Genomic DNA, 20,137 nt, shown 5'->3' with positions numbered 1-20,137 from the left:
CCCCCCGGACCCGGCGGCCCCTCGACCCCCACGACACCGGCGACGAGCCGGACAACGCGCGCAAGGTCACCTTCACCATCGCCGCCGTCGTGACGGTCGTCTTCCTCTTGATCACCGCGGCGGGTGCCGGATGGCTCCTGTCGGACCACGGCCCCTGGACCGATCCGGCCGCCGACTCCACCGACGCGTCCGCGACGGAGGAAGCGGACGGGGGCGGGGAAAGCGACGAGGAAGCGGAGCGGCCCGCGGCGGAGGTCGACGCCGGCACCGTCTCCGACCCGAACACGGGGCTGGCCTTCACACTCCCCGGAGAGGGCTGGCAGCGGCTCGGTGACGACCAGGTGCCACCGGAGTACGAGACCTATTCGATCCATGGTTCCCCGGAGGACCCGGACGCGATCATCGTGACCGGCAGCGAGGAACTCGGTCCCCTCGAACCCCTCGCGCTCACCGCCGTGAACATGGCCACGGACATGGTCGGACAGCTGGGCGCCGGGGAGGGCGACCTGTGGGTCGAACCGGACGGCGCCACGGAGGTGGACGGCGCCCCCGCCTTCGGAGTGACCATGGGCAGCGACTCGGGTGGTGGCGAGGAGACCTACGGAAGGTTCATGGTCATGGAGCTCGGCGGCGACCAGGGCGCGTTCATGCTCGGCCTGAACACCGGTGGAGACGACGAGGTCACGGACGGCATCGACGCCGCCTTCGGCTCCGTGGTCACCCTCTGACGGAACCGACCCCCCCGGATGCCCCGCGACACCCCGGTCCAGGGTGTCGCGGGGCCGGGAGTCTCGTGCGTCGCGTCAGAGCGGCAGGACCGCGCGGAGCAGGAAACCACCGTCCCTGGTCCCGGATCCGGAGATCGTTCCTCCACTCGCGGAGACACGTTCGGCGAGCCCGGTCAGCCCGTTGCCACCGTTCTCGTCCCTCACCCGCTCCCGGGCGTGGTCGTTGTGCATCTCCAACACCAGGGTGTCGTTCTCGCCGGCCTCCCCACGAGCCAGGGTGAAGGTGATCTGGCATTCCTCGGCGTCACTGTGCCGCAGCACGTTGGTTGCGCCCTCCCGCACCACCCACGCGGCCGTCGCCTCGACCCGTGCCGGTAGTTCGAGCGCTTCCAACCCGGTGACCGTGGTCCGGGTTCCTCCGGTCTCCAGGATCGAGGTGACCGAGGCGACCTCGTCGGCCAGATCGGCTTCTCGGTGGCCGCTCACCGCGGAGCGCACCTGGCCCAGCGCCTGACGGGCCAGGTCCTGGACCTCCGCCAGTTCGACGGCGGCACGTTCGGGAGCACGATCCACCAGACGGCTCGCCAACTGGGCCTTGACCGCCAGCGCGGAGAGGCTGTGCCCGAGCAGGTCGTGCATGTCCCGCGCGAAACGGAGCCGCTCCTCCGTCACCGCGAGCCGGGCACGGGCCCGTTGACCGATGACCGCCTCCCGACTGGCGTCCCAGAGCAAGATGGTGATCATGGTCGTGGTGACCATGGCGAGGGCGACCACGATCGCCCCGGCCCAGACCAGGACGTACAAGGGGAAGTCGGTGATGGGAACGGCGTAGGTCGGCAGCAGTGGCAACGGCGAGACGAACAGGACCGCGCTGACGATGAGGGTGGTGCGTCTGGGTGCCAGAAGCGCTCCGATCGACCACCAGAGGGCGATCGTGAACAGAGTCGTCACCGGCGAGGCGAGCAGGACGACCGCCGCCACCAGCAACGCCAACGAGGTCCAATAGAGCTTCGGCGAGGGGGCCCGATCCCCGTCGATCCGGTTCCGCATCAACAGGATGAGCAGGACGACGTTGGGAACGCAGAGTCCCGCCCCGACTGCCGATCTCCACAGCGGCCACTGGTCCGCCGCGGCGAAGACCAGGTCGAAGAGCGGGAAGACGACCATGAACAGGCAGCTGCCCCCGAGCATGACGAAGTTGATCAGGCGGGTGATCCGGAAGCGGCGGTCGGCCCACCTCTCCTGTTCGGTGGTGGTCCCGCCCCGGGCGTCATGGGGCGACGCCACACCGTCCGCTCGCCCACCCGTGGCACTCGGCCCGGCGGCCGGCGAGCCGTCCGATGGTCGCACCGGAGGGCTGTGCGCGCTTCGGAGCGAGGCCGCTCCGGGGCCCTGCACGCTCTCCCCCGATAGTGGGGAGTCCGCCGAGAGCGGGACGACCGTGCGCAGCCGGAAACCGCCATCGGCGGTACTGGACGCCGTCAGTGTGCCGCCGACCCTCTCGACTCGTTCGGCCAATCCCGACAGGCCACTGGCGGAGCCCGTGTCCTCGACCTCGCCGAGCTCGGCTCCGTCGTTGGCCATCTCGATGACCAGGTTGCCCGGAGCGTCCTCGGCCGCCTCTTCCATGGAGAACCCGATCCGGCACCGGCGGGCATCACTGTGCCGCAACACGTTCGTGCCGCCCTCGCGCACCACCCACGCGGCCAGACCGGCGGTCTCACGTGGCAGGTCCAACCCGCCCAGACCGGTGACCGTCGTGACGGTCCGGTTCTGTTCCAGGACCGCCCGGACCGAACCCACTTCGGTCTCCAGGTCCAGGTCACGGTAACCGCGGACCACGGAACGCACTCTCTGTAGCGTCCCCCGGGCCGCCTCGTGCACCCGGTCGATCCTCCGCCGTGCCTCCCCCGGGTCGGTGCGCAGGACCCGTCCCGCGTGGTCGGCGCTCACCGCGAGTGTGCTCAACTCCGTGCCCAGAAGATCCCGGATGTCATCGGCGAAACGGAGGCGCTCCTCGTTCACCGCCAACCGGGCACGGGCCTGGGAACCCTCGACGGCCTCACGGGTCGCGTCCCACATCCAGAAGGTGGCGACGCAGCCCGACCAGAGGAACAACATGAAGACGAGCGCGAGAACGAAGTCCGCCCCGAGCAGGAGGGGCGCGTGGTCGAGCGGATCGAGCAGTACCCGGGTCCAGGGCAGAACCACGAGCAGCGGACTGATCCGGAGGGCCTGTCGCCACGGGGCCATGAAGACCAGGAGGCACCAGGCGCCCGCGCAGGCAGAGAAGATGTAGAAGGGGACCTGGAGAAAGACGCACATCAGGGCGACCACGACCAGTGTTCCCCAGTACAGACGGGGATCGGCGTCGGCCCGACCGTTCACGCGCTCCCACGTCATCCGCCAACCGAAGGCGGTGCCGATCGCCCCCAGGCCCAGGGCGACCAGGGTGGGCCACCACTGCTGCCCCTCTCCGATCCAATGTTCGACGCGCCGGCCGGTGGGGTCGAGGTGGAAGAGCAGCTCGTAGCCGGGCCAGACCAGGAAGAGCAGACCCAGGGCGGACATGAAGAACAACACGACCCAGCGCAGGCGACGCTGTCTGCGGGTGTAGCGACCGCCGTCCGCCGTTTCGAAGGCGTCGGTCGGTTCCTCGTCCGCGCCGGCCGGGGCAGGCGCGGAGCCGACGTCCCGCACGTCATCGGCGCGCCGTACGGAGCCGGTCCCCGTTCCACCCTGTAGTCCCACCGGATCCACCTTTCCCCACCGACGTCCGTCCACTTCACGTTAGGACGCGGCGGCCCCCTCCGGGCCGTTGTCCACAGGCCGAATCCCACCGACATGGAATCGCGCCGAGAAGACCCCCGTCCTGGGTCTTCCCGGCGCGTTCGTCCCACCCGTCACCCTTAGGGCGTGTTCCGTGGATGCTGCCCGTCGCGAGCGGTGCATCCAGTGGTGCCGGCACAAGGCCGAAGAAGGAATGCCCCTACTGTGCACACCTCGCAAGCTCGGCAATGTCGCACAGCGGGGGCCCGCCCGGGTTTGGCTGTCGACTGATGAGAACGCCGTGACGGTGCCGCTGGGGCGCCGCGCAGCAGGGTATGTATTCGCGGAACATGCCCTAGGGCCGGCGGGCGTCCCAGATGAAGTAGCGGCGGACCAGCAGCGACAGGACCACGATCCAGACGAGCATGATGCCGATGTTGGGCAGCGCGCCGGCCCACAGACCGAGGAAGCCCACCGGTTCGGCGCCCTCGAAACCACCGAAGACGTCGTAGCCGAAGTAGGCGGCCTGGGCCATCTCCACGGTCGGGGCGACCGGCAGCAGCAGCGCGAACTGGCGCAGGCCGTCGGGCAGGACGTCCAGCGGGATGAAGCTGCCACTGAGGAACAGCAGAGCCATCATCGGAACCATCGAGAGCATCTGCGCGGACTCGGCGTTGGTCACGAAGCGGGTGATCAGCAGGCCCAGCAGGGTCATCGCGAGGCATCCCAGCACCACGGAGAACACCAGCATCACCGGGTCGGACGGCAGGGGACCGCCGATGGCGATGGACCCGCCGATGATGAGCGCCGCGATCAGCAGGGTGAAGAGCAGGACGACGAGGAAGACACCGCCGAAGATCGCCACCGCCGGCACCCCGCTCACCCGGAACCGTTTGAGGACCAGGGCCTCACGCCGGGCGGTGAAGACGTTGGAGGGGTGGCCCAGTCCGATGAAGAGGGCGATGGCACCGATGGTGCCGACCAGCGCCGCGTCCGTGGTGGTGTACTCCCCCAGGATCGGGACGCTCTCCTGGTTGAAGATCGGAAGCAGCAGGATCACCGGCATGATCAGGTACATCAACGCGGTCTTGTACCGCACGAAGAGCGTGAACTCGGTACGTCCCAGGCGCAGGGTCTGCCGAAGCACACCCGGCCCCTTCTTGCTGCCTACGGCGCCCTCGGGGGCGGTGGTGGCGGTGGTCATGATGGTGCTCCAGAGGTCTGTGGGGTGGGTGGTCCGAGGATCCGGTCGCTACTCGCCGACGAGGTCGGCGGCGCCGTCCGCGACCTGGAGGAAGACGTCCTCCAGGGAGGCGCCGCGCACCTGTAGGTGCTGCAGGGTGCCGCCGTGTTCCCCCGCCCAGGCCATGAGGGCGGCGACCGTGTGGTGGGCGCGGTCGGCGACGTCACCGCCCCGAATCGTGTAGGTCGCCCACAGACGCTGTTCACGGGTCTGCACCTCGACCTCGGCGTCCTCCAGTTCGGGCAGGTCGGCGGTGCGCACGTCGCTCGGCAGGAGGAAGCTCACCCGGTCGCCCCACCCTGCGAGGACCTCACCGAGCGTGCCCTCGACCCGGATCTCTCCCCGGTGCATGATGGCGAGCCGGTCGGCGAGTCTTTCGGCCTCTTCCAGGTAGTGCGTGGTGAGCAGGATCGCGACGCCGTCCCTCTTGAGGTCGCTGATGATCCGCCACGTCTCGTGCCGCGCCTCGGGGTCCATCCCGGTGCTGGGTTCGTCGAGGTAGAGCACCTCGGGTCGGGTCAGCAGGGCCAGGCCGAGATCGAGTCGGCGCTTCTGACCGCCGGAGAGCTGCCGGACCCGCAGCCCGCGCTTCTCGGTGAGTCCGACCAACGTGAGCACCTCGTCGATCCCGCGCGGGTCGGCGGCCAGGTCACTGGCCAGGGCGAGGGTCTCGTCGACGCTGAGGTCCTCCATCAGGCCACTGCCCTGGAGCACCGCGTTGGTGCGCTCGCGCACCCCGGAGGGCTGGCCGTAGGGGTCCTCTCCGAAGACCCTGGCCGTGCCGGAGCTGGGCCGGCGGAACCCTTCGAGGGTCTCGATGGTGGTGGTCTTACCGGCGCCGTTGGTTCCCAGGAGCGCGAAGAGCTCACCGGGACGAATGTCGAAGGAGACGCCCTTGACCGCTTCGAAGTCGCCGTACTTCTGACGCAGATCGCGAACGACCACCGTCGGTTCCGCGAAAGCGTGGGGGGCACTGGTCTCGGTGGTGGTGTTCGCTGTCTCCGTCATGTCCCACAGCTTTCCGTACCCGGCGCCCCACCGACAGACGCCGCTGTCACCGGACCATGATGGCGATCACCCGGCCCGGACACTGACAAATGTCATCAGCCGCCGCGGCCGGGGAAGGACCGGGGTACGTCGTGGTGGTGCGCCGCGCCCGCACGTGCCCCTTCGTCACCTCACGTGCGGGCGCGGCCGCGGCCGCCAGGCGGACCACGCCCGTCCCCTCACACTCACGTCGGGCGGGTCCGCACCTGCGGTTACCAACTTTCTACACGAGTCCCCCGGCGCCTGTCGCCGGAATTCACCATTCTCCGTTGAATCGATCCCAGACGATAAGGAATAGGAAATTTCTTCTCAGGAAAAAACGTCCTCTGGGCGCTAACCTGCGGTCAGCGTAGGCTTTCCACTCCACGAAATACCGGCGAGACCAATCCACGAACAGTTCTCGGAAACCAAGAGATCATTCGGCTCTCCGACCCCGGACTTTCCCGGACACCGAAAGGGCGGGACACCCGTGGGTGTCCCGCCCTTTCGTGCGCGGATTCTCAGTGAGATCGGACGCTAGACGTCGACGGTCTCCTTCTGCTCGCCACCGGACGAGGGCTTGTCACCCTTGACCGAACGGAGCAGCAGCTGGGAGACGTCCACGACCTCCAGCGACTCCTTGGCCTCACCGGAGGACTTCTTCTCGTTGATCGCGTCGCCGAGCATGACCTGGCAGAACGGGCACGCTGTGGAGACGGTGTCGGGGTTGGTGGTCAGCGCCTCGTCCACACGCTCGGTGTTGATGCGCTTGCCGATCCGCTCCTCCATCCACATGCGGGCGCCACCGGCGCCACAGCAGAAGCCCCGCTCCTTGTGACGGTGCATCTCCTGCGTCTTGACGCCGGGCACCTGCGCCATGATGTCGCGCGGCGGCGTGTACACCTTGTTGTGGCGGCCCAGGAAGCACGGGTCGTGGTAGGTGATGTTCTCGTCGATGGAGCTCACCGGGGTCAGGCGACCCTCGTCCACGAGCTGGGCCAGCAGCTGGCTGTGGTGGATGACCTCGTAGGTACCACCGAGCTGCGGGTACTCCTTGGCCAGGGTGTTGAAGCAGTGCGGGCAGCTGGCCACGATCTTCGTGACACCGGCGTCGTTGAGCGTCTCGACGTTCTGCTGGGCCAGCATCTGGAAGACGTACTCCATGCCCAGACGCCGCGCCGGGTCACCGGTGCAGGCCTCCATGCCGCCCAGGACGGCGAACTTGACGTCCGCGATGTCCAGCAGCTCGGCGATGGCCTTCGTGGTCTTCTTGGCCCGGTCCTCCAGGGCGCCGGCGCAACCGACCCAGAACAGGTACTCGGTACCCTCGGGCAGCTTGTCGTCGACGACCTGGACCTCGACCGGGTTCTCCTGCTTGGCCAGCTCCTCGATCCAGTCCATGCGCCGGTCCTCGGCCATGCCCCACGGGTTGGCCTTGTTCTCAAGGTTCTTGAGGAGGGTGTTGGCCTCGGACGGGAAGTTGGACTCGACCATGACCTGGTAGCGACGCATGTCCAGGATGTGGTCGATGTGCTCGATGTCGACGGGGCACTGCTCGACGCAGGCACCACAGTTGGTGCAGGCCCACAGCTCGTCGGGGTGGATGACGCCACCCTCCTCCTCGGTGCCGACCAGCGGCTTGTTGAGGAGTGCGAGGACGTCGACGCCCGAGTGGCTGTTGTCCGGAGCCTCGGCGAGGGTCTCCTCGGTGATGCCCTGGAGCAGGTACGGGGCCTTCTCGTAGGCGTGCGCCTGCAGGTCGAGGACGAGCTTCTTGGGCGACAGCGGCTTGCCGGTGTTCCAGGCGGGGCACTGGGACTGGCAGCGACCGCACTCGGTGCAGCTGCTGAAGTCCAGCAGGCCCTTCCAGGTGAAGTCCTCCAGCTTGCCGGCACCGAACGGGTCCTCGTCCGGGTCGGCCTCCTCGAAGTCGAGGGGCTTGGTGCCGGACTTGTCCATCATCTGCTTGGCGGCGCCCAGGGACGGGCTGCCGTCGGCGTTGCGCTTGAAGAAGATGTTGACCGGCGCGATGAAGCGGTGCCAGCCGATGCCCATGGTGAGGTTGAGGTACAGCACCACGAAGAACGCGTAGCTGATGATCAGCTTGAAGGCCGCGGCCAGGGCGATGCCGGGCTCGGCGATCGCGGCGTCACCGGGCAGAATCGCGCCGATCGCGTGCGAGATCGGGGTGGCCCACACCGGGAAGGCGAAGTCCTCGATGGCGACCTTGAAGCCGCGGATCACGAAGACGGCCAGCAGCAGGCCGATGATGTAGGCCTCGACGTAGTACGCGGTCCAGGTCCTGGAGTTGTAGAACCGGGAGTCGCGACCCTTGCGGTGGGGGCCGTTCAGCAGGCGGTAGGCGGTGAGGCCGAGGATACCGATGAGGCTGGTGCCGGCGATGAACTCGATCGCGAGACCGTAGATGGTCCAGTCGTAGATGATCGGCAGCTTGAAGTGCGGGTCGAAGACTTCACCCTGGGCCTCGATGACCGTGAGGACCAACAGGGGGAAGGACACCATCACGAACCAGTGGGCCACACCGACCCAGGGACGCTTGAGCATCCGGGTGTGGCCGAGGATCTCGATGAGCGTCATCGTCAGCCGCTTGCCCAGCGACTCCTTGCGCTCGGGCTCCACCGTTCTGCCGATGCCCACTGTTCGCACGATCTTGTACAGACCGAATCCGAACAGGGCCATCGCGACCACGGCGAAGACCGAGGTGATGATGCCCAATGTCAAGTACAGCGGGTGCATCGTCCGTGGCCTCCCATCCTGCTTTCGTCATCCGGTGCGCCACACACCGGTGGTCCCAGCTTATGTTACTAGCGAGTAATAGCACGGCCGCCATCGCCCCGGACCACTACGGCCCGAGACCCGCTTCCGCGCCCTCGCCGATGCGCCTTCTCGTGGCGCGTCCGTGCGGTCGCGGGGCCGTCCTCACGCGCGGGACCACCGTAGACGGCCCAGGCCTCAACAGAATCACGCGGGTCGACCCCGGCCCCTTCGGACACACCACGCCCCCTATGTAAGCGGACGGCCGGACCGATCGGGCACATCCGGGCATCGGTGGGTCCACCGGTCGTGCCACGACGCGCCCACCCCGCCCCTGAGCCGTCCCCTACTCCCCCCGATTTCTCGGATCGAGGATCTCCCCGAGTCGTCCCGGGGTTCGGCCGTTCAGCCGCCGAAATTTCCCAGGTCGGGAACATCTCCGCCTGTCCGACCGTTGTCAGGGCGTAGGAAACAAGTTGAGTGATACCGGCTCAACTGACTTGACAGCCCTCACCCGACGAAGCAAAATTACGCCTGAACGACTCAACTTTCACGGAGGAAACAACCATGGCACGTGCGGTCGGAATCGACCTCGGTACAACGAACTCGTGTGTCGCGGTCCTTGAGGGTGGCGAGCCGACGGTCATCACCAACGCCGAGGGCTCCCGCACCACCCCTTCGGTCGTGGCGTTCGCCAAGAACGGTGAGGTACTCGTCGGTGAGGTGGCCAAGCGTCAGGCCGTCACCAACGTCGACCGGACGATCCGCTCGGTGAAGCGTCACATCGGCACCGACTGGTCGGTGGAGATCGACGACAAGACCTTCAACCCGCAGCAGATCAGCGCCTTCATCCTGCAGAAGCTCAAGCGCGACGCCGAGGCTTACCTGGGTGAGGACGTCACCGACGCGGTCATCACCGTCCCCGCCTACTTCAGCGACTCCCAGCGCCAGGCCACCAAGGAGGCCGGCACCATCGCGGGTCTCAACGTCCTGCGCATCATCAACGAGCCGACCTCGGCCGCGCTCGCCTACCACCTGGAGAAGGAAGGCGAGGCCACGATCCTCGTCTACGACCTCGGTGGCGGCACCTTCGACGTCTCCCTCCTCGAAGTGGGCGACGGCGTCGTGGAGGTCAAGGCGACCAACGGTGACAACCACCTCGGTGGTGACGACTGGGACCAGAAGGTCGTCGACTGGCTGGTGGAGAAGTTCAAGAACTCCAACGGCGTCGACCTGTCCAAGGACAAGATGGCGCTGCAGCGTCTGCGCGAGGCCGCCGAGAAGGCCAAGATCGAGCTGTCCAGCTCCAGCGAGTCGCAGATCAACCTGCCCTACATCACGGCTTCGGCCGAGGGCCCGCTACACCTGGACGAGAAGCTCACCCGCGCCGAGTTCCAGCGTCTGACCTCCGACCTGGTCGAGCGGACCAAGACCCCGTTCCGGCAGGTCATCAAGGACGCCGGGATCGCTCTGGACCAGATCCACCACATCGTCCTGGTCGGTGGCTCCACCCGTATGCCCGTCATCGCCGAGCAGGTCAAGGAGATGACCGGCGGCAAGGACCCCAACAAGGGCGTCAACCCGGACGAGGTCGTGGCCATCGGTGCCGCGCTCCAGGCCGGTGTGCTCAAGGGTGAGGTCAAGGACGTCCTGCTGCTGGACGTCACCCCGCTCTCGCTGGGCATCGAGACCAAGGGCGGCGTGTTCACCAAGCTCATCGAGCGCAACACCACCATCCCGACCAAGCGGTCGGAGATCTTCACGACGGCCGACGACAACCAGCCGTCCGTGCAGATCCAGGTGTACCAGGGTGAGCGCGACATCGCCCAGTACAACAAGAAGCTGGGTGTCTTCGACCTGACCGGTCTGCCCCCGGCGCCGCGCGGCGTCCCGCAGATCGAGGTCGCCTTCGACATCGACGCCAACGGCATCGTGAACGTCACCGCGAAGGACCTGGGCACCGGCAAGGAGCAGTCGGTCACCATCTCCGGTGGTTCGGCCATGTCCAAGGACGACATCGACAAGATGGTCCGCGAGGCCGAGCAGTACGCCGAGGAAGACCGCAAGCGTCGCGAAGAGGCCGAGGTCCGCAACAACGCCGAGTCCCTCGTCTACCAGACCGAGAAGGTCATCACGGACAACGAGGACAAGATCCCGGCGGACGTGCGTTCCGAGACCGAGGCCGCCGTCTCCGAGCTGAAGACCGCTCTGGAGGGCACCGACACCGAAGCCATCCGGACCGCCAGCGAGAAGGTCGCGCTGGCCAGCCAGAAGATCGGTTCGGCCATCTACAGCCAGAGCGAGCAGGGTGAGGGCGCCGCCCAGCCCGAGGGCGAGGGCACGGACGCCTCCGCCGACGACGCCGACGTCGTGGACGCCGAGATCGTCGACGAGGAAAACGGCAAGGGCAACCAGTCCTGACCCGTGAGTCCGGTGAGAGTCGAGGAAGGAGGGAACGTCGGAGATGGCGCTGTCGGACAAGAACAGCCCCGACGCCGGTGACGGTGAGGGTGACGAGACCCAGGGTCCGGTGACCCGCGACAACAGCGGGATCGATCCCGAGACCGATGAGGTCCGCGAGCCCGAGGTCGAGGAGACGGAAGGATCCGAGGCCGACGACGCCGAGGAGCCCGAGATCGTCGAGGCCGAGATCGAGGACATCCCCGAGATCCCGGACACCCCCGAGTGGGTGGTGAGCGAGGCCATCAACGCCGATGAGCGGGTCGTCGAGCTCACCAACGACATCAAGCGGGTGCAGGCGGAGTACGCCAACTACCGCAAGCGTGTCGAGCGTGACCGCGTGGCGGTCCGTGAGGTCGCCACCGCCCAGGTCATCGGCGAACTACTGCCGATCCTGGACGACATCGGTCGTGCACGGGAGCACGAGGAGCTCACCGGCGGGTTCAAGGCGGTGGCCGAGTCCCTGGAGGCGACGGCGACCAAGCTGGGCCTGGTCAAGTACGGCGAGCAGAATGACGAGTTCGACCCGACCGTGCACGAGGCGCTCACCCTCGTTCCGGTCCCGAACATCGCCGTCCAGTCGGTGATCGAGGTGTTCCAACCCGGGTACCGCATCGGTGAGAGGGTCCTCCGCCCGGCCCGCGTGGTCGTGGGTGAGCCCATGGGCGACACCCCGGAGCCCTCGGAGGAGGACTCCGACGAGGCCTCCGCCGAGAAGGGCGAGAACGAGAAGTAACGAGCTGTGGCCGTGGCCGGCGTGAGATCGTCGGTCACGGCCACAGGTCGACCCCGCCCCTACGGGGCCGGGGGCCACGTGGAAACATCGGACGCAACCGGCACCAGCGGGGAGAAGGCACCAGTCGATGAGCACCAAGGACTACCTGGAGAAGGACTACTACAAGGTCCTCGGAGTCTCAAAGACCGCCACCAAGGACGAGATCCGCTCGTCCTACCGCAAGTTGGCCCGGGAGAACCACCCCGACGCCAATCGTGACGACCCGAAGGCCGAGGACCGCTTCAAGGAGATCTCCGAGGCGTACAACGTCCTGTCGGACGAGAATCGCCGCAAGGAGTACGACGAGGCGCGTTCGATGTTCGGTGGCTCCTACCGTCCCGGTGGTGGCACCGGCCCGGGCGGGTTCGACATGAGCGACATCTTCGGTCAGGGCGGCGGTGGGGGTGGTGGCGCCCCCGGCGGCGAGCGGCTGAGCGACATCTTCGGTGGACTGTTCGGCAACCGCAGTCGGTCGGGCCAGGCGACCCGGAGCCGACGCGGCGCCGACATCGAGACCGAGACGACACTGAACTTCCGCGAGGCCGCGGACGGGGTGACCCGTTCGTTCCAACTGACCAGCGAAGCGCCTTGTGTCACCTGTAAGGGCACGGGCGCACGCGTCGGTTCGGCCCCGCGAATGTGCCCGAAGTGCTCCGGCACCGGGCACGAGAACACCAACCTGGGCGGCTTCTCGCTGTCCGAGCCGTGCAGTGAGTGCAAGGGGCGCGGCCTGGTGGTCGACGACCCCTGCCCCACCTGTACCGGCAGCGGACGTGGCAAGAGCACGCGCACCATCCAGACCCGCATCCCCGGCGGCGTGTCCGACGGGCAACGGATCCGGATCAAGGCCAAGGGCGCACCGGGCGAGAACGGCGGCCCCGCCGGTGACCTGTACATCGTCGTCCACGTGAAGGATCACCCGGTGTTCGGTAGGAACGGCGACAACGTCACCATCACGGTCCCGGTGAGCTTCCCCGAGGCGGCGCTGGGCGCCGACGTCCGGGTTCCGACCCTGAGCGGTTTCCCGGTGACGGTGAAGGTGCCGCCGGGCACCCAGAACGGTCGCACGCTGCGGGTTCGCGGCAAGGGCGCCACTCGCAAGGACGGCACCATCGGCGACATGCTGGTCACCTTCGAGGTCAAGGTGCCGCAGGCACTCAACGACGACGCTCGCGAGGCGTTGGAGAAGTTCCGCGCGGCGACGTCTGACTACGACCCGCGCGACGGACTCGAAGCGCGGGCGAAGGGCGCGTGAATGTCGTGAACGATCCTTCCTTCGGAGTCGACGCCCCGGTCTACGTGATCTCCGTGGCCGCGGAGTTGGCCGGTATGCATCCGCAGACACTGCGGCAGTACGACCGGTTGGGGATCGTGTCGCCCGGACGCACGTCCGGGCGGGGCCGTCGCTACTCCATGCGTGACGTGCAGACGTTGCGCGAGGTACAGCGTCTGTCGCAGGAGTCGGGCATCAACCTCGCCGGGATCAAGCGGATCCTGGAGCTGGAGCTGGAGGTGGAACAGCTGCGTGAGCAGGTGTTCCACCTCGCCAACGAACTGGAGGCGGCGCGCCGGGCGGTGTCCCGGCGCGGCCGTCCGGCCCGCCCCGAGGGCGGATCGGTCCGCGGGGAGCTGGTCCGCCGCACCCGCGTGACGATCTTCAACACGGCCGATCCGGAAGAGCGCCCCGAGCGGGGCAGCGGGCTCGGGGACGACGATGACACCCGCGGCACGGGCGATTCCGACCAGAAGTAACGGCCCGACCCGCGGGTTCGGGTCTCACGGACTTCACGCATACGGCGTGATGGAATCGGCCATCAGACATCACCCTGAGTGACATTTCATGTGGATGGAGTCACATAACCATGAACTACAAGCTCACCCAGAAGAGCCAGGAGGCTCTGGCCGCCGCCATCCGTCAGGCCACCACCGACGGCAGCCCACAGACCGAGCCCCTGCACCTGTTGGACGCCCTGTTGGATCAGGCGGAGGGCATCACCCGGCCGCTGCTCAAGGAGGTCGGGGTCGACCCCGACCGGCTCAAGGACAAGGTCGGATCGGCCATCGGCGCCCTGCCCAAGGTGGCGGGTTCGACGGTCAGCTCCCCCAGTTCCTCGCGGCAGCTCATCGTCTCCATCAACACCGCCGCGCAGCGCGCCAAGCAGATGGAGGACGAGTTCGTCTCCACCGAACACCTGCTGGTCGGGTTGGCCGCCGACGGAGGTGAGGCGTCCCGGTTGCTCAAGGACGCCGGAGCGACCCCGGACGACCTACTGGAGGCGTTCGAGCGGGTCCGCGGCACCGGACGGGTCACCTCGGAGAACCCCGAGGACACCTACCAGTCCCTGGAGAAGTTCGGTGTGGACCTCACCGAACGGGCCCGCGAGGGCAAGGTCGACCCGGTCATCGGCCGGGACGGCGAGATCCGTCGGGTGATCCAGGTGCTCAGCCGCCGCACCAAGAACAACCCGGTGCTCATCGGTGAGCCCGGCGTCGGCAAGACCGCCGTCGTCGAGGGTCTGGCCCAGCGCATCGTGGCGGGCGACGTCCCACAGTCCCTGCTCGGCAAGCGCCTGATCAGCCTGGACCTGTCCGCGATGGTGGCGGGCGCCAAGTACCGGGGCGAGTTCGAGGAACGGCTCAAGGCGGTGCTCACGGAGATCAAGGAGTCCGAGGGCCAGGTCATCACGTTCATCGACGAGCTTCACACCATGGTGGGCGCGGGCGCCGCCGAGGGCGCCATGGACGCCGGCAACATGCTCAAGCCCATGTTGGCCCGCGGTGAGCTGCGCATGGTCGGCGCCACCACCCTGGACGAGTACCGGGAGAAGATCGAGAAGGATCCTGCCCTGGAACGCCGTTTCCAGCAGGTGTTCGTCGGTGAGCCCTCGTCCACCGACACCATCGCGATCCTGCGCGGACTCAAGGGGCGTTACGAGGCGCACCACAAGGTGCAGATCTCCGACTCCGCGCTGGTCGCCGCGGCCACCCTGTCGGACCGCTACATCACCGCGCGCTTCCTGCCGGACAAGGCCATCGACCTCATCGACGAGGCGTCGTCCCGGCTGCGCATGGAGATCGACTCCAGCCCGGTGGTGATCGACGAACTGCGCCGTACCGTCGACCGCCTCAAGATGGAGGAGATGGCGCTCGACAAGGAGTCGGACCCCGCCAGTCGGCAGCGGTTGGAGCGGTTGCGCGCGGACCTGGCCGACAACCAGGAGCGGCTCAACGGGCTGGTGGCCCGCTGGGAGCAGGAGAAGGCCGGACTGAACCGGGTCGGTGAGCTCAAGGGCCGACTGGACGAGATGCGCACCAAGGCCGAACTGGCCGAACGCGAGGGCCGCTTCGAGGAGGCGTCCCGGCTGATGTACGGGGACATCCCACAGTTGGAGAAGCAGGTCGAGGAAGCGTCCAAGGCCGAGGAGAACGCCGCGGACACCGCCGATGCCGACGGCGACCCGATGGTCAAGGACGAGGTGGGCGCCGACGAGGTCGCCGACGTCGTGTCGGCCTGGACCGGGATCCCCGTGGGCCGGTTGATGGAGGGCGAGACCTCCAAGCTGCTGCGCATGGAGGAGGAGCTGGGGCAGCGACTGATCGGGCAGAAGAACGCGGTGGCCGCCGTCTCGGACGCGGTGCGCCGCGCCCGGGCGGGCATCTCCGACCCCGACCGGCCCACCGGTTCGTTCCTGTTCCTGGGTCCGACCGGTGTCGGCAAGACCGAGCTGGCCAAGGCACTGGCGGAGTTCCTGTTCGACGACGAGCGCGCGATCGTGCGCGTCGACATGAGCGAGTACTCCGAGAAGCACTCGGTGTCGCGCCTAGTGGGTGCTCCTCCCGGGTACGTGGGCTACGAGCAGGGCGGTCAGCTGACCGAGGCGGTGCGCCGCCGCCCCTACACCGTGGTGCTGTTGGACGAGGTGGAGAAGGCCCACCTGGAGGTGTTCGACACTCTGCTTCAGGTGCTGGACGACGGTCGCCTGACCGATGGTCAAGGACGGCAGGTGGACTTCCGCAACACCATCCTGATCCTGACCTCGAACCTGGGTTCGCAGTTCCTGGTGGACCAGTCCATGGAAGAGGCCACGCGCAGGGATCGCGTGATGAACGTCGTGCGCTCGACGTTCAAGCCGGAGTTCCTCAACCGCCTGGACGACGTGATCATGTTCGACGCGCTGTCCACCGAGGAGCTGACCCGTATCGTAGATCTCCAGGTGGACAAGCTGGCCCGACGTCTGGCCGAACGCCGGCTCACCCTGGAGGTCACCCAAGGTGCTCGGGAGTGGCTGGCGTTGACCGGCTTCGACCCGAACTACGGCGCCCGGCCGCTGCGTCGCCTGGTGCAGTCGTCGATCGGTGATCCGCTGGCCAAGGTGATGCTGTCCGGAGAGCTGACCGAGGGCGACAGCGTGACCGTGGACGTGGACCCCGAACGCGACAGCCTGATGGTGACCCCCATCAAAGCCTGAGCCCATTGTTGAAGGGGGCCGCACCCGCCCGGGTGCGGCCCCCTTCGGCGTGTCCTGTGCCGCACCAGCGTCCATTGATCCCGGGTACGACGGATCAGCCGGCTCGATCTGTGGTGCATCATAGAGCGCACGGCTACACTTGAATCAAGTCGCTGAAAAATGATTCAAGCTGGTGGGGTGGTGATGATGACGATGAGCACCGGCGCGCGGATCGAACGTGCCCGCACGGCCGCAGGTCTGAGCCAACGCGCCTTGGCCGACGTCACCGGCATCTCACAGTCCACTCTGTCCCGGATCATTTCCGGGGATCGAGTGGCGAAGATGCCGGAACTCGTGGCGATCGCTTGGGAAACCGGACATACGGTCGCTCAGCTCACCGGAACCGGTGCGGTGGCCGAGCGTGTGCAGTGCGCGGCCCGCGCCACCAATGGTTCTGACATGGGCGATATGCGTCAGGCGTTGCTGGGTTTCCTGGAACTGGACGCCTACCTGGACGACCAGGCCATCCCCGCCACGGTCTGAAACGGGGCCAAGGAAAGCATGAGTGCCGAAGCCGAGGGCCGTGCTCTCGCCGAACGCTTCCGCGAGGAACAGCACCTGGGAGTACAGCCCCTGGGTGACCTCGTGGCCGTCATCGAGCAGACCACGGGGATCGACGTGGCCGTACTCGAAGCCGGCCAAGACCAACACGGGCTGATGATGAGGGACCCACAACGCGGATCCGTGTTCATCGGGGTCGCACGCACCCGCCGTCCGATGCGGCAACGCAGCAGCCTCGCACACGAACTCGGTCACGCCCTCTTCGAGGACATGACCGACGCTTCGGCCAGCACTTGGGATCACCGTTCTCCTGAGGAGATTCGGGCCGACGCCTTCGCCCGCCATCTACTGATCCCGTTCGAGGGCCTGCGTGAATTCCTCGGAGGGCAAGGGGCTTTGGCCCAGTCCGTCCTCTCCGAAGTCGTTCAGCACTTCTTGGTCTCACCATCGATCGCCGCGATCGCGCTGTGCCGAGCGGGGTACATCGATGACGGCACCAAACAAAGCTGGCGGAAACTCACCACGCCACAGCTGGCCACCAGGTTCGGGTGGAGCGACCAGTACCGTGCCCTGCAAGACGATTCCGACCGTGGTAGGGCACCGCAACGACTCCTCGCCCGAGCCATCAGCGCCTACGCCGAAGGGGTGCTGTCCGTGCAGGCGATCGCCACTCTTCGTGGGATCAGCCGGCGAGAGGCCGAAGCAGAGTTGCGGGAAGCAGGCGTGGTGCCAAAGGAACGGGCGGTGGCGTGGGCCGATCCCACCGATCTACCGAATGCCGAGATCGACCTCGCGGCCTTGGACGCGGTTCTCGACGCGCCTGAATTCGCTCCCGGCCCCTCTGACACGACACCGGGTGAGGACGGATGAGCCACCGGCCGATCATCGACGCCGGCCCGGGCCTGAACTTCCTTTCGATCAATCAGGAACGTCTCCTCATCCGGGTCTTGGGCAAGATCAGCGCCCCGGAGACCGTGCAGAGTGAGGTGTTCGACAAATCTCGACAGGACGAACGCTTCCGTGCCGCCGCCGGTGTCTGGCGCAAGCTGACTCCCAACTGGGTGCAGGTCCTGTCCGACGACCAGACCCCCGAACTCGCGGCCGTCGTCCAGCGCATCACCCATCAACCCATGGCCGAACGGCTGAGGCGCCCCAAGGACCTGGGCGAGATCATGGTCATCGCGCACGCGGTCGTCGCTGCCGAAGCGGGCCTACGAGTGACCGTCCTCATCGACGACGGAGAGGGCGCGCGAATCGCCACCTCCGAGATCAACCGTCTCGAACGGCTCCGCCGTAGCGGACGGCCGATGGGATCGATCACCCTGGCCGGCACACTGACCATCTTGGAGCGCGCCGCACTTCGGCAGTACGTCCCAGGCAAAGCGGACATGCGCCATCTCTACCGCAGGTTGCGTGAACTGGATGATGGGCTGCCACCGATCGAGACGACCAGACTGTTGTCATCCGACCTCTGGCTCTGACCCCGTTGTCGAAGGGGCCGTACCCGGGCGGGTACGGCCCACAGGGTCAGGGACGCTGACCGATCTCTTCGACCCAGCCGGTCCAGACGTAGCTGACCTGCTGGGACAGGACGGGGTACTCAAGGCCGTAGTCCTCGATCGGGGTCTCCGGGTCCTCTTCGTCCATCAGGATGGAGTCCTGGTAGAGCAACGCCCCGTCCTCCGTGCTGAAAAGGTAGCGGTACTCCAGCGTCTGGACACCGGGTTCCTCGACGACGAACGAGAAGAGCTCGCCCTCTCGGCCCAGCGGATCGGTGGCGGTGCCCAGGTGGCTCGTCTCGGAACGGTCGGCGATGATCCGTTGGACGGCGGCCTCCTCCGCACCGGACAAGGGCCGGTTCTCGTAGAGGCTCGCGACGGCGTGGAACAGGGAGGCGTCGGTTCTCTCGTCCTCCTCCGGGTCCTCGCCCAGGCCCATGAGGGTCTCCGCCAGAGCATCGGGGTCGGTGGGCAGCGCCTCGGGCAGGACCAGGCTGGGGTGAAGCGTCTCCTCGTGGGTCTCACCGACCTGATCCAGGAACCACTCGTGGTCGCCGGCCTCTCCTCCCGTCTCGGTCGGGGGCTGGGGGTTCTGGTCCTCACGCAGCTCACCGTCCAGGCTCTGCCACCGGTTCCACTCGAAGGGGATGAACCCGTACCCGTGGGTCTCCTCCGGGTCCGCGTCACCGGCGTCGGCGTTCATCCGGTACATGGTGGTGCCGGTGGAGGCGACGAACCCCACGTCCCCCCGCCCTTGGGGGTCACCGCGTCCGGCCGTGACCTCGGCCAGCTCCAGCAACGCTTCCGTGCCGTCGACCGGTTCCCCACCGACGACCTCCACGGTCTCGGGCGGGGAGGCGTAGGCCACGGGCACTCCGGCCGGGTGGTCGGTGGGCAACAGCATCGCTCCCACGCCCACGGCCAGGGCAGCGGCGGCGGCACCGGTCACGAGCACGGGGATACGACGCCACAGGGGACCTGTCACGGGGGTGTCCTCCCTCAGTCGGGCGATGGCGTTGGCCCGGGCCCATCGACGATTCCGGTCCGTGGGGGCGGTGTCCTTGGCCGGATCGCTGTCGTTGAGAGTCGCGCGCAGGCTGGTCAGGTCGTTCATGACGTCTTCTCCCAGGTGAAGGCCGGTACAGGTTCGGGCACCTCGTTCAGGTGAGCGGTGAGCCTCTTGCGGGCCCGATGCAGTCGTCCGCGAGCGGTGACGTGACTGCATCCCACGACCTTGGCCGCCTGGCGGGCATCGAGTCCTTCCCAGGTCACGAGCATCACGAGTTCGCGTTCGATCTCGGTCAACCGAGCCAGGGCCGTCAGGGCCCCGCTGCGGTCGATGACGCCGTCGGCGTGGTCGGCGTGCGCGCCGAGCCGGCCGGGTTCTCGGGTCAGCGATTGCGCGATCTGGTCCTGGCGCCGGTCGCGGCGCAGGTGGGCCAGGGTGATTCTTCGTGCGCACGCGTACAACCAGGGCAGTTCCTGCTGCGGAACCAGGCGCTTTCGTCGTTTCCAGGCCACGACGAAGGACTCCGAGGCCACATCGTCCGCCTGGTCGGCGCCCACCCTGCGCCGGGCGTATCGGTACACGGCGTCGTAATGCTTCTCGAACAGGGCGTTGAAGGCGCACTCGTCGGAGTAAGGGTCCCCGTCCGTGCTGCTTCCCATGGGCATTCCTCCCGTCCTCTCACCTGCTTATGTCGGGAGGAGGGGTGTGTGTTCGGTCGGCGGTGCGGATTTTTCCGGCTGCTGGCCCTCGCCCTCGCCGGAGCCCTCTGTCCGGGGCCGTCACCGGAGCACCCTCACTCTCGACAACGGGCCCCGGGGTCGGAATCACTCTGAACACCAATGGC

15 protein-coding genes are annotated in these 20,137 nt (G+C 67.4%); 9 read left to right on the top strand and 6 right to left on the bottom strand.

All coding sequences use genetic code 11. The features are described from left to right. Positions 1-728, top strand: a 728-nt coding sequence (locus BQ8420_RS24210; RefSeq protein WP_087101483.1) for a hypothetical protein, incomplete at its 5' end; no start/stop codon positions are given. A 75-nt stretch (positions 729-803) separates the two neighbouring features. Here the strand turns inward: BQ8420_RS24210 and BQ8420_RS24205 are convergent. The 4 genes from BQ8420_RS24205 to BQ8420_RS24190 form a co-directional block, all read right to left on the bottom strand. After that, positions 804-3,479: a sensor histidine kinase gene (locus tag BQ8420_RS24205; RefSeq protein WP_143847529.1), complete on the bottom strand. Its 2,676-nt coding sequence runs from the start codon at positions 3,477-3,479 to the stop codon at positions 804-806. A 373-nt stretch (positions 3,480-3,852) separates the two neighbouring features. Continuing rightward, the gene (locus BQ8420_RS24200; protein ID WP_087101479.1) at positions 3,853-4,701 is read right to left on the bottom strand and encodes an ABC transporter permease; all 849 of its coding nucleotides are present in this window, start codon (positions 4,699-4,701) and stop codon (positions 3,853-3,855) included. 48 nt (positions 4,702-4,749) lie between these two features. Continuing rightward, entirely contained in the window at positions 4,750-5,748 is a 999-nt protein-coding gene (locus BQ8420_RS24195; protein WP_087101477.1) for an ABC transporter ATP-binding protein, read from the bottom strand. 555 nt (positions 5,749-6,303) lie between these two features. Next, the gene (locus BQ8420_RS24190; protein WP_200816080.1) at positions 6,304-8,523 is read right to left on the bottom strand and encodes a (Fe-S)-binding protein; all 2,220 of its coding nucleotides are present in this window, start codon (positions 8,521-8,523) and stop codon (positions 6,304-6,306) included. Positions 8,524-9,108: 585 nt separating this feature from the next. On the opposite strand from BQ8420_RS24190, the gene dnaK reads away from it, so the two are divergent. The 8 genes from dnaK (at position 9,109) to BQ8420_RS24150 (ending at position 18,266) form a co-directional block, all read left to right on the top strand. Further along, positions 9,109-10,962, top strand: coding sequence for a molecular chaperone DnaK (dnaK, locus tag BQ8420_RS24185; protein WP_087101475.1), 1,854 nt, complete (start codon positions 9,109-9,111; stop codon positions 10,960-10,962). A 43-nt stretch (positions 10,963-11,005) separates the two neighbouring features. After that, positions 11,006-11,737 (top strand): nucleotide exchange factor GrpE, encoded by a 732-nt coding sequence (gene grpE, locus BQ8420_RS24180; RefSeq protein ID WP_087101471.1) that lies wholly within the window; start codon positions 11,006-11,008, stop codon positions 11,735-11,737. A gap of 127 nt (positions 11,738-11,864) precedes the next feature. Continuing rightward, a complete protein-coding gene (gene dnaJ / locus BQ8420_RS24175; RefSeq protein WP_087101470.1) occupies positions 11,865-13,031 on the top strand; it encodes a molecular chaperone DnaJ in 1,167 nt (388 codons plus the stop codon). Beyond that, on the top strand, positions 13,028-13,528 hold the full coding sequence (locus BQ8420_RS24170; protein WP_087101468.1) for a heat shock protein transcriptional repressor HspR: 501 nt from the start codon (positions 13,028-13,030) through the stop codon (positions 13,526-13,528). Before dnaJ ends, BQ8420_RS24170 begins: the two co-directional genes overlap by 4 nt. A 110-nt stretch (positions 13,529-13,638) precedes the next feature. Beyond that, positions 13,639-16,245, top strand: coding sequence for an ATP-dependent chaperone ClpB (gene clpB, locus BQ8420_RS24165; protein ID WP_087101467.1), 2,607 nt, complete (start codon positions 13,639-13,641; stop codon positions 16,243-16,245). A 186-nt stretch (positions 16,246-16,431) separates the two neighbouring features. Then, the gene (locus tag BQ8420_RS24160; protein ID WP_087101489.1) at positions 16,432-16,767 is read left to right on the top strand and encodes a helix-turn-helix domain-containing protein; all 336 of its coding nucleotides are present in this window, start codon (positions 16,432-16,434) and stop codon (positions 16,765-16,767) included. Positions 16,768-16,785: 18 nt separating this feature from the next. Continuing rightward, positions 16,786-17,655, top strand: a complete 870-nt coding sequence (locus BQ8420_RS24155) for an ImmA/IrrE family metallo-endopeptidase (RefSeq protein ID WP_087101465.1) — start codon at positions 16,786-16,788, stop codon at positions 17,653-17,655. Beyond that, the gene (locus tag BQ8420_RS24150) at positions 17,652-18,266 is read left to right on the top strand and encodes a hypothetical protein (RefSeq protein WP_087101464.1); all 615 of its coding nucleotides are present in this window, start codon (positions 17,652-17,654) and stop codon (positions 18,264-18,266) included. Before BQ8420_RS24155 ends, BQ8420_RS24150 begins: the two co-directional genes overlap by 4 nt. Before the next feature lie 46 nt (positions 18,267-18,312). Here the strand turns inward: BQ8420_RS24150 and BQ8420_RS24145 are convergent, their stop codons facing one another. Beyond that, the gene (locus BQ8420_RS24145; RefSeq protein WP_087101463.1) at positions 18,313-19,398 is read right to left on the bottom strand and encodes a CU044_5270 family protein; all 1,086 of its coding nucleotides are present in this window, start codon (positions 19,396-19,398) and stop codon (positions 18,313-18,315) included. Beyond that, complete coding sequence (locus BQ8420_RS24140; protein WP_087101462.1) at positions 19,395-19,952, bottom strand: RNA polymerase sigma factor; 558 nt, start codon at positions 19,950-19,952, stop codon at positions 19,395-19,397. Before BQ8420_RS24140 ends, BQ8420_RS24145 begins: the two co-directional genes overlap by 4 nt. Positions 19,953-20,137 lie beyond the last annotated feature (185 nt).

It is taken from the genome of Nocardiopsis sp. JB363 (assembly GCF_900143625.1).
Classification (GTDB): Bacteria; Actinomycetota; Actinomycetes; order Streptosporangiales; family Streptosporangiaceae; genus Nocardiopsis.
The sequence above is the reverse complement of the archived record's forward strand: the minus strand, read 5'-3'. Positions and strand labels throughout refer to the sequence as shown.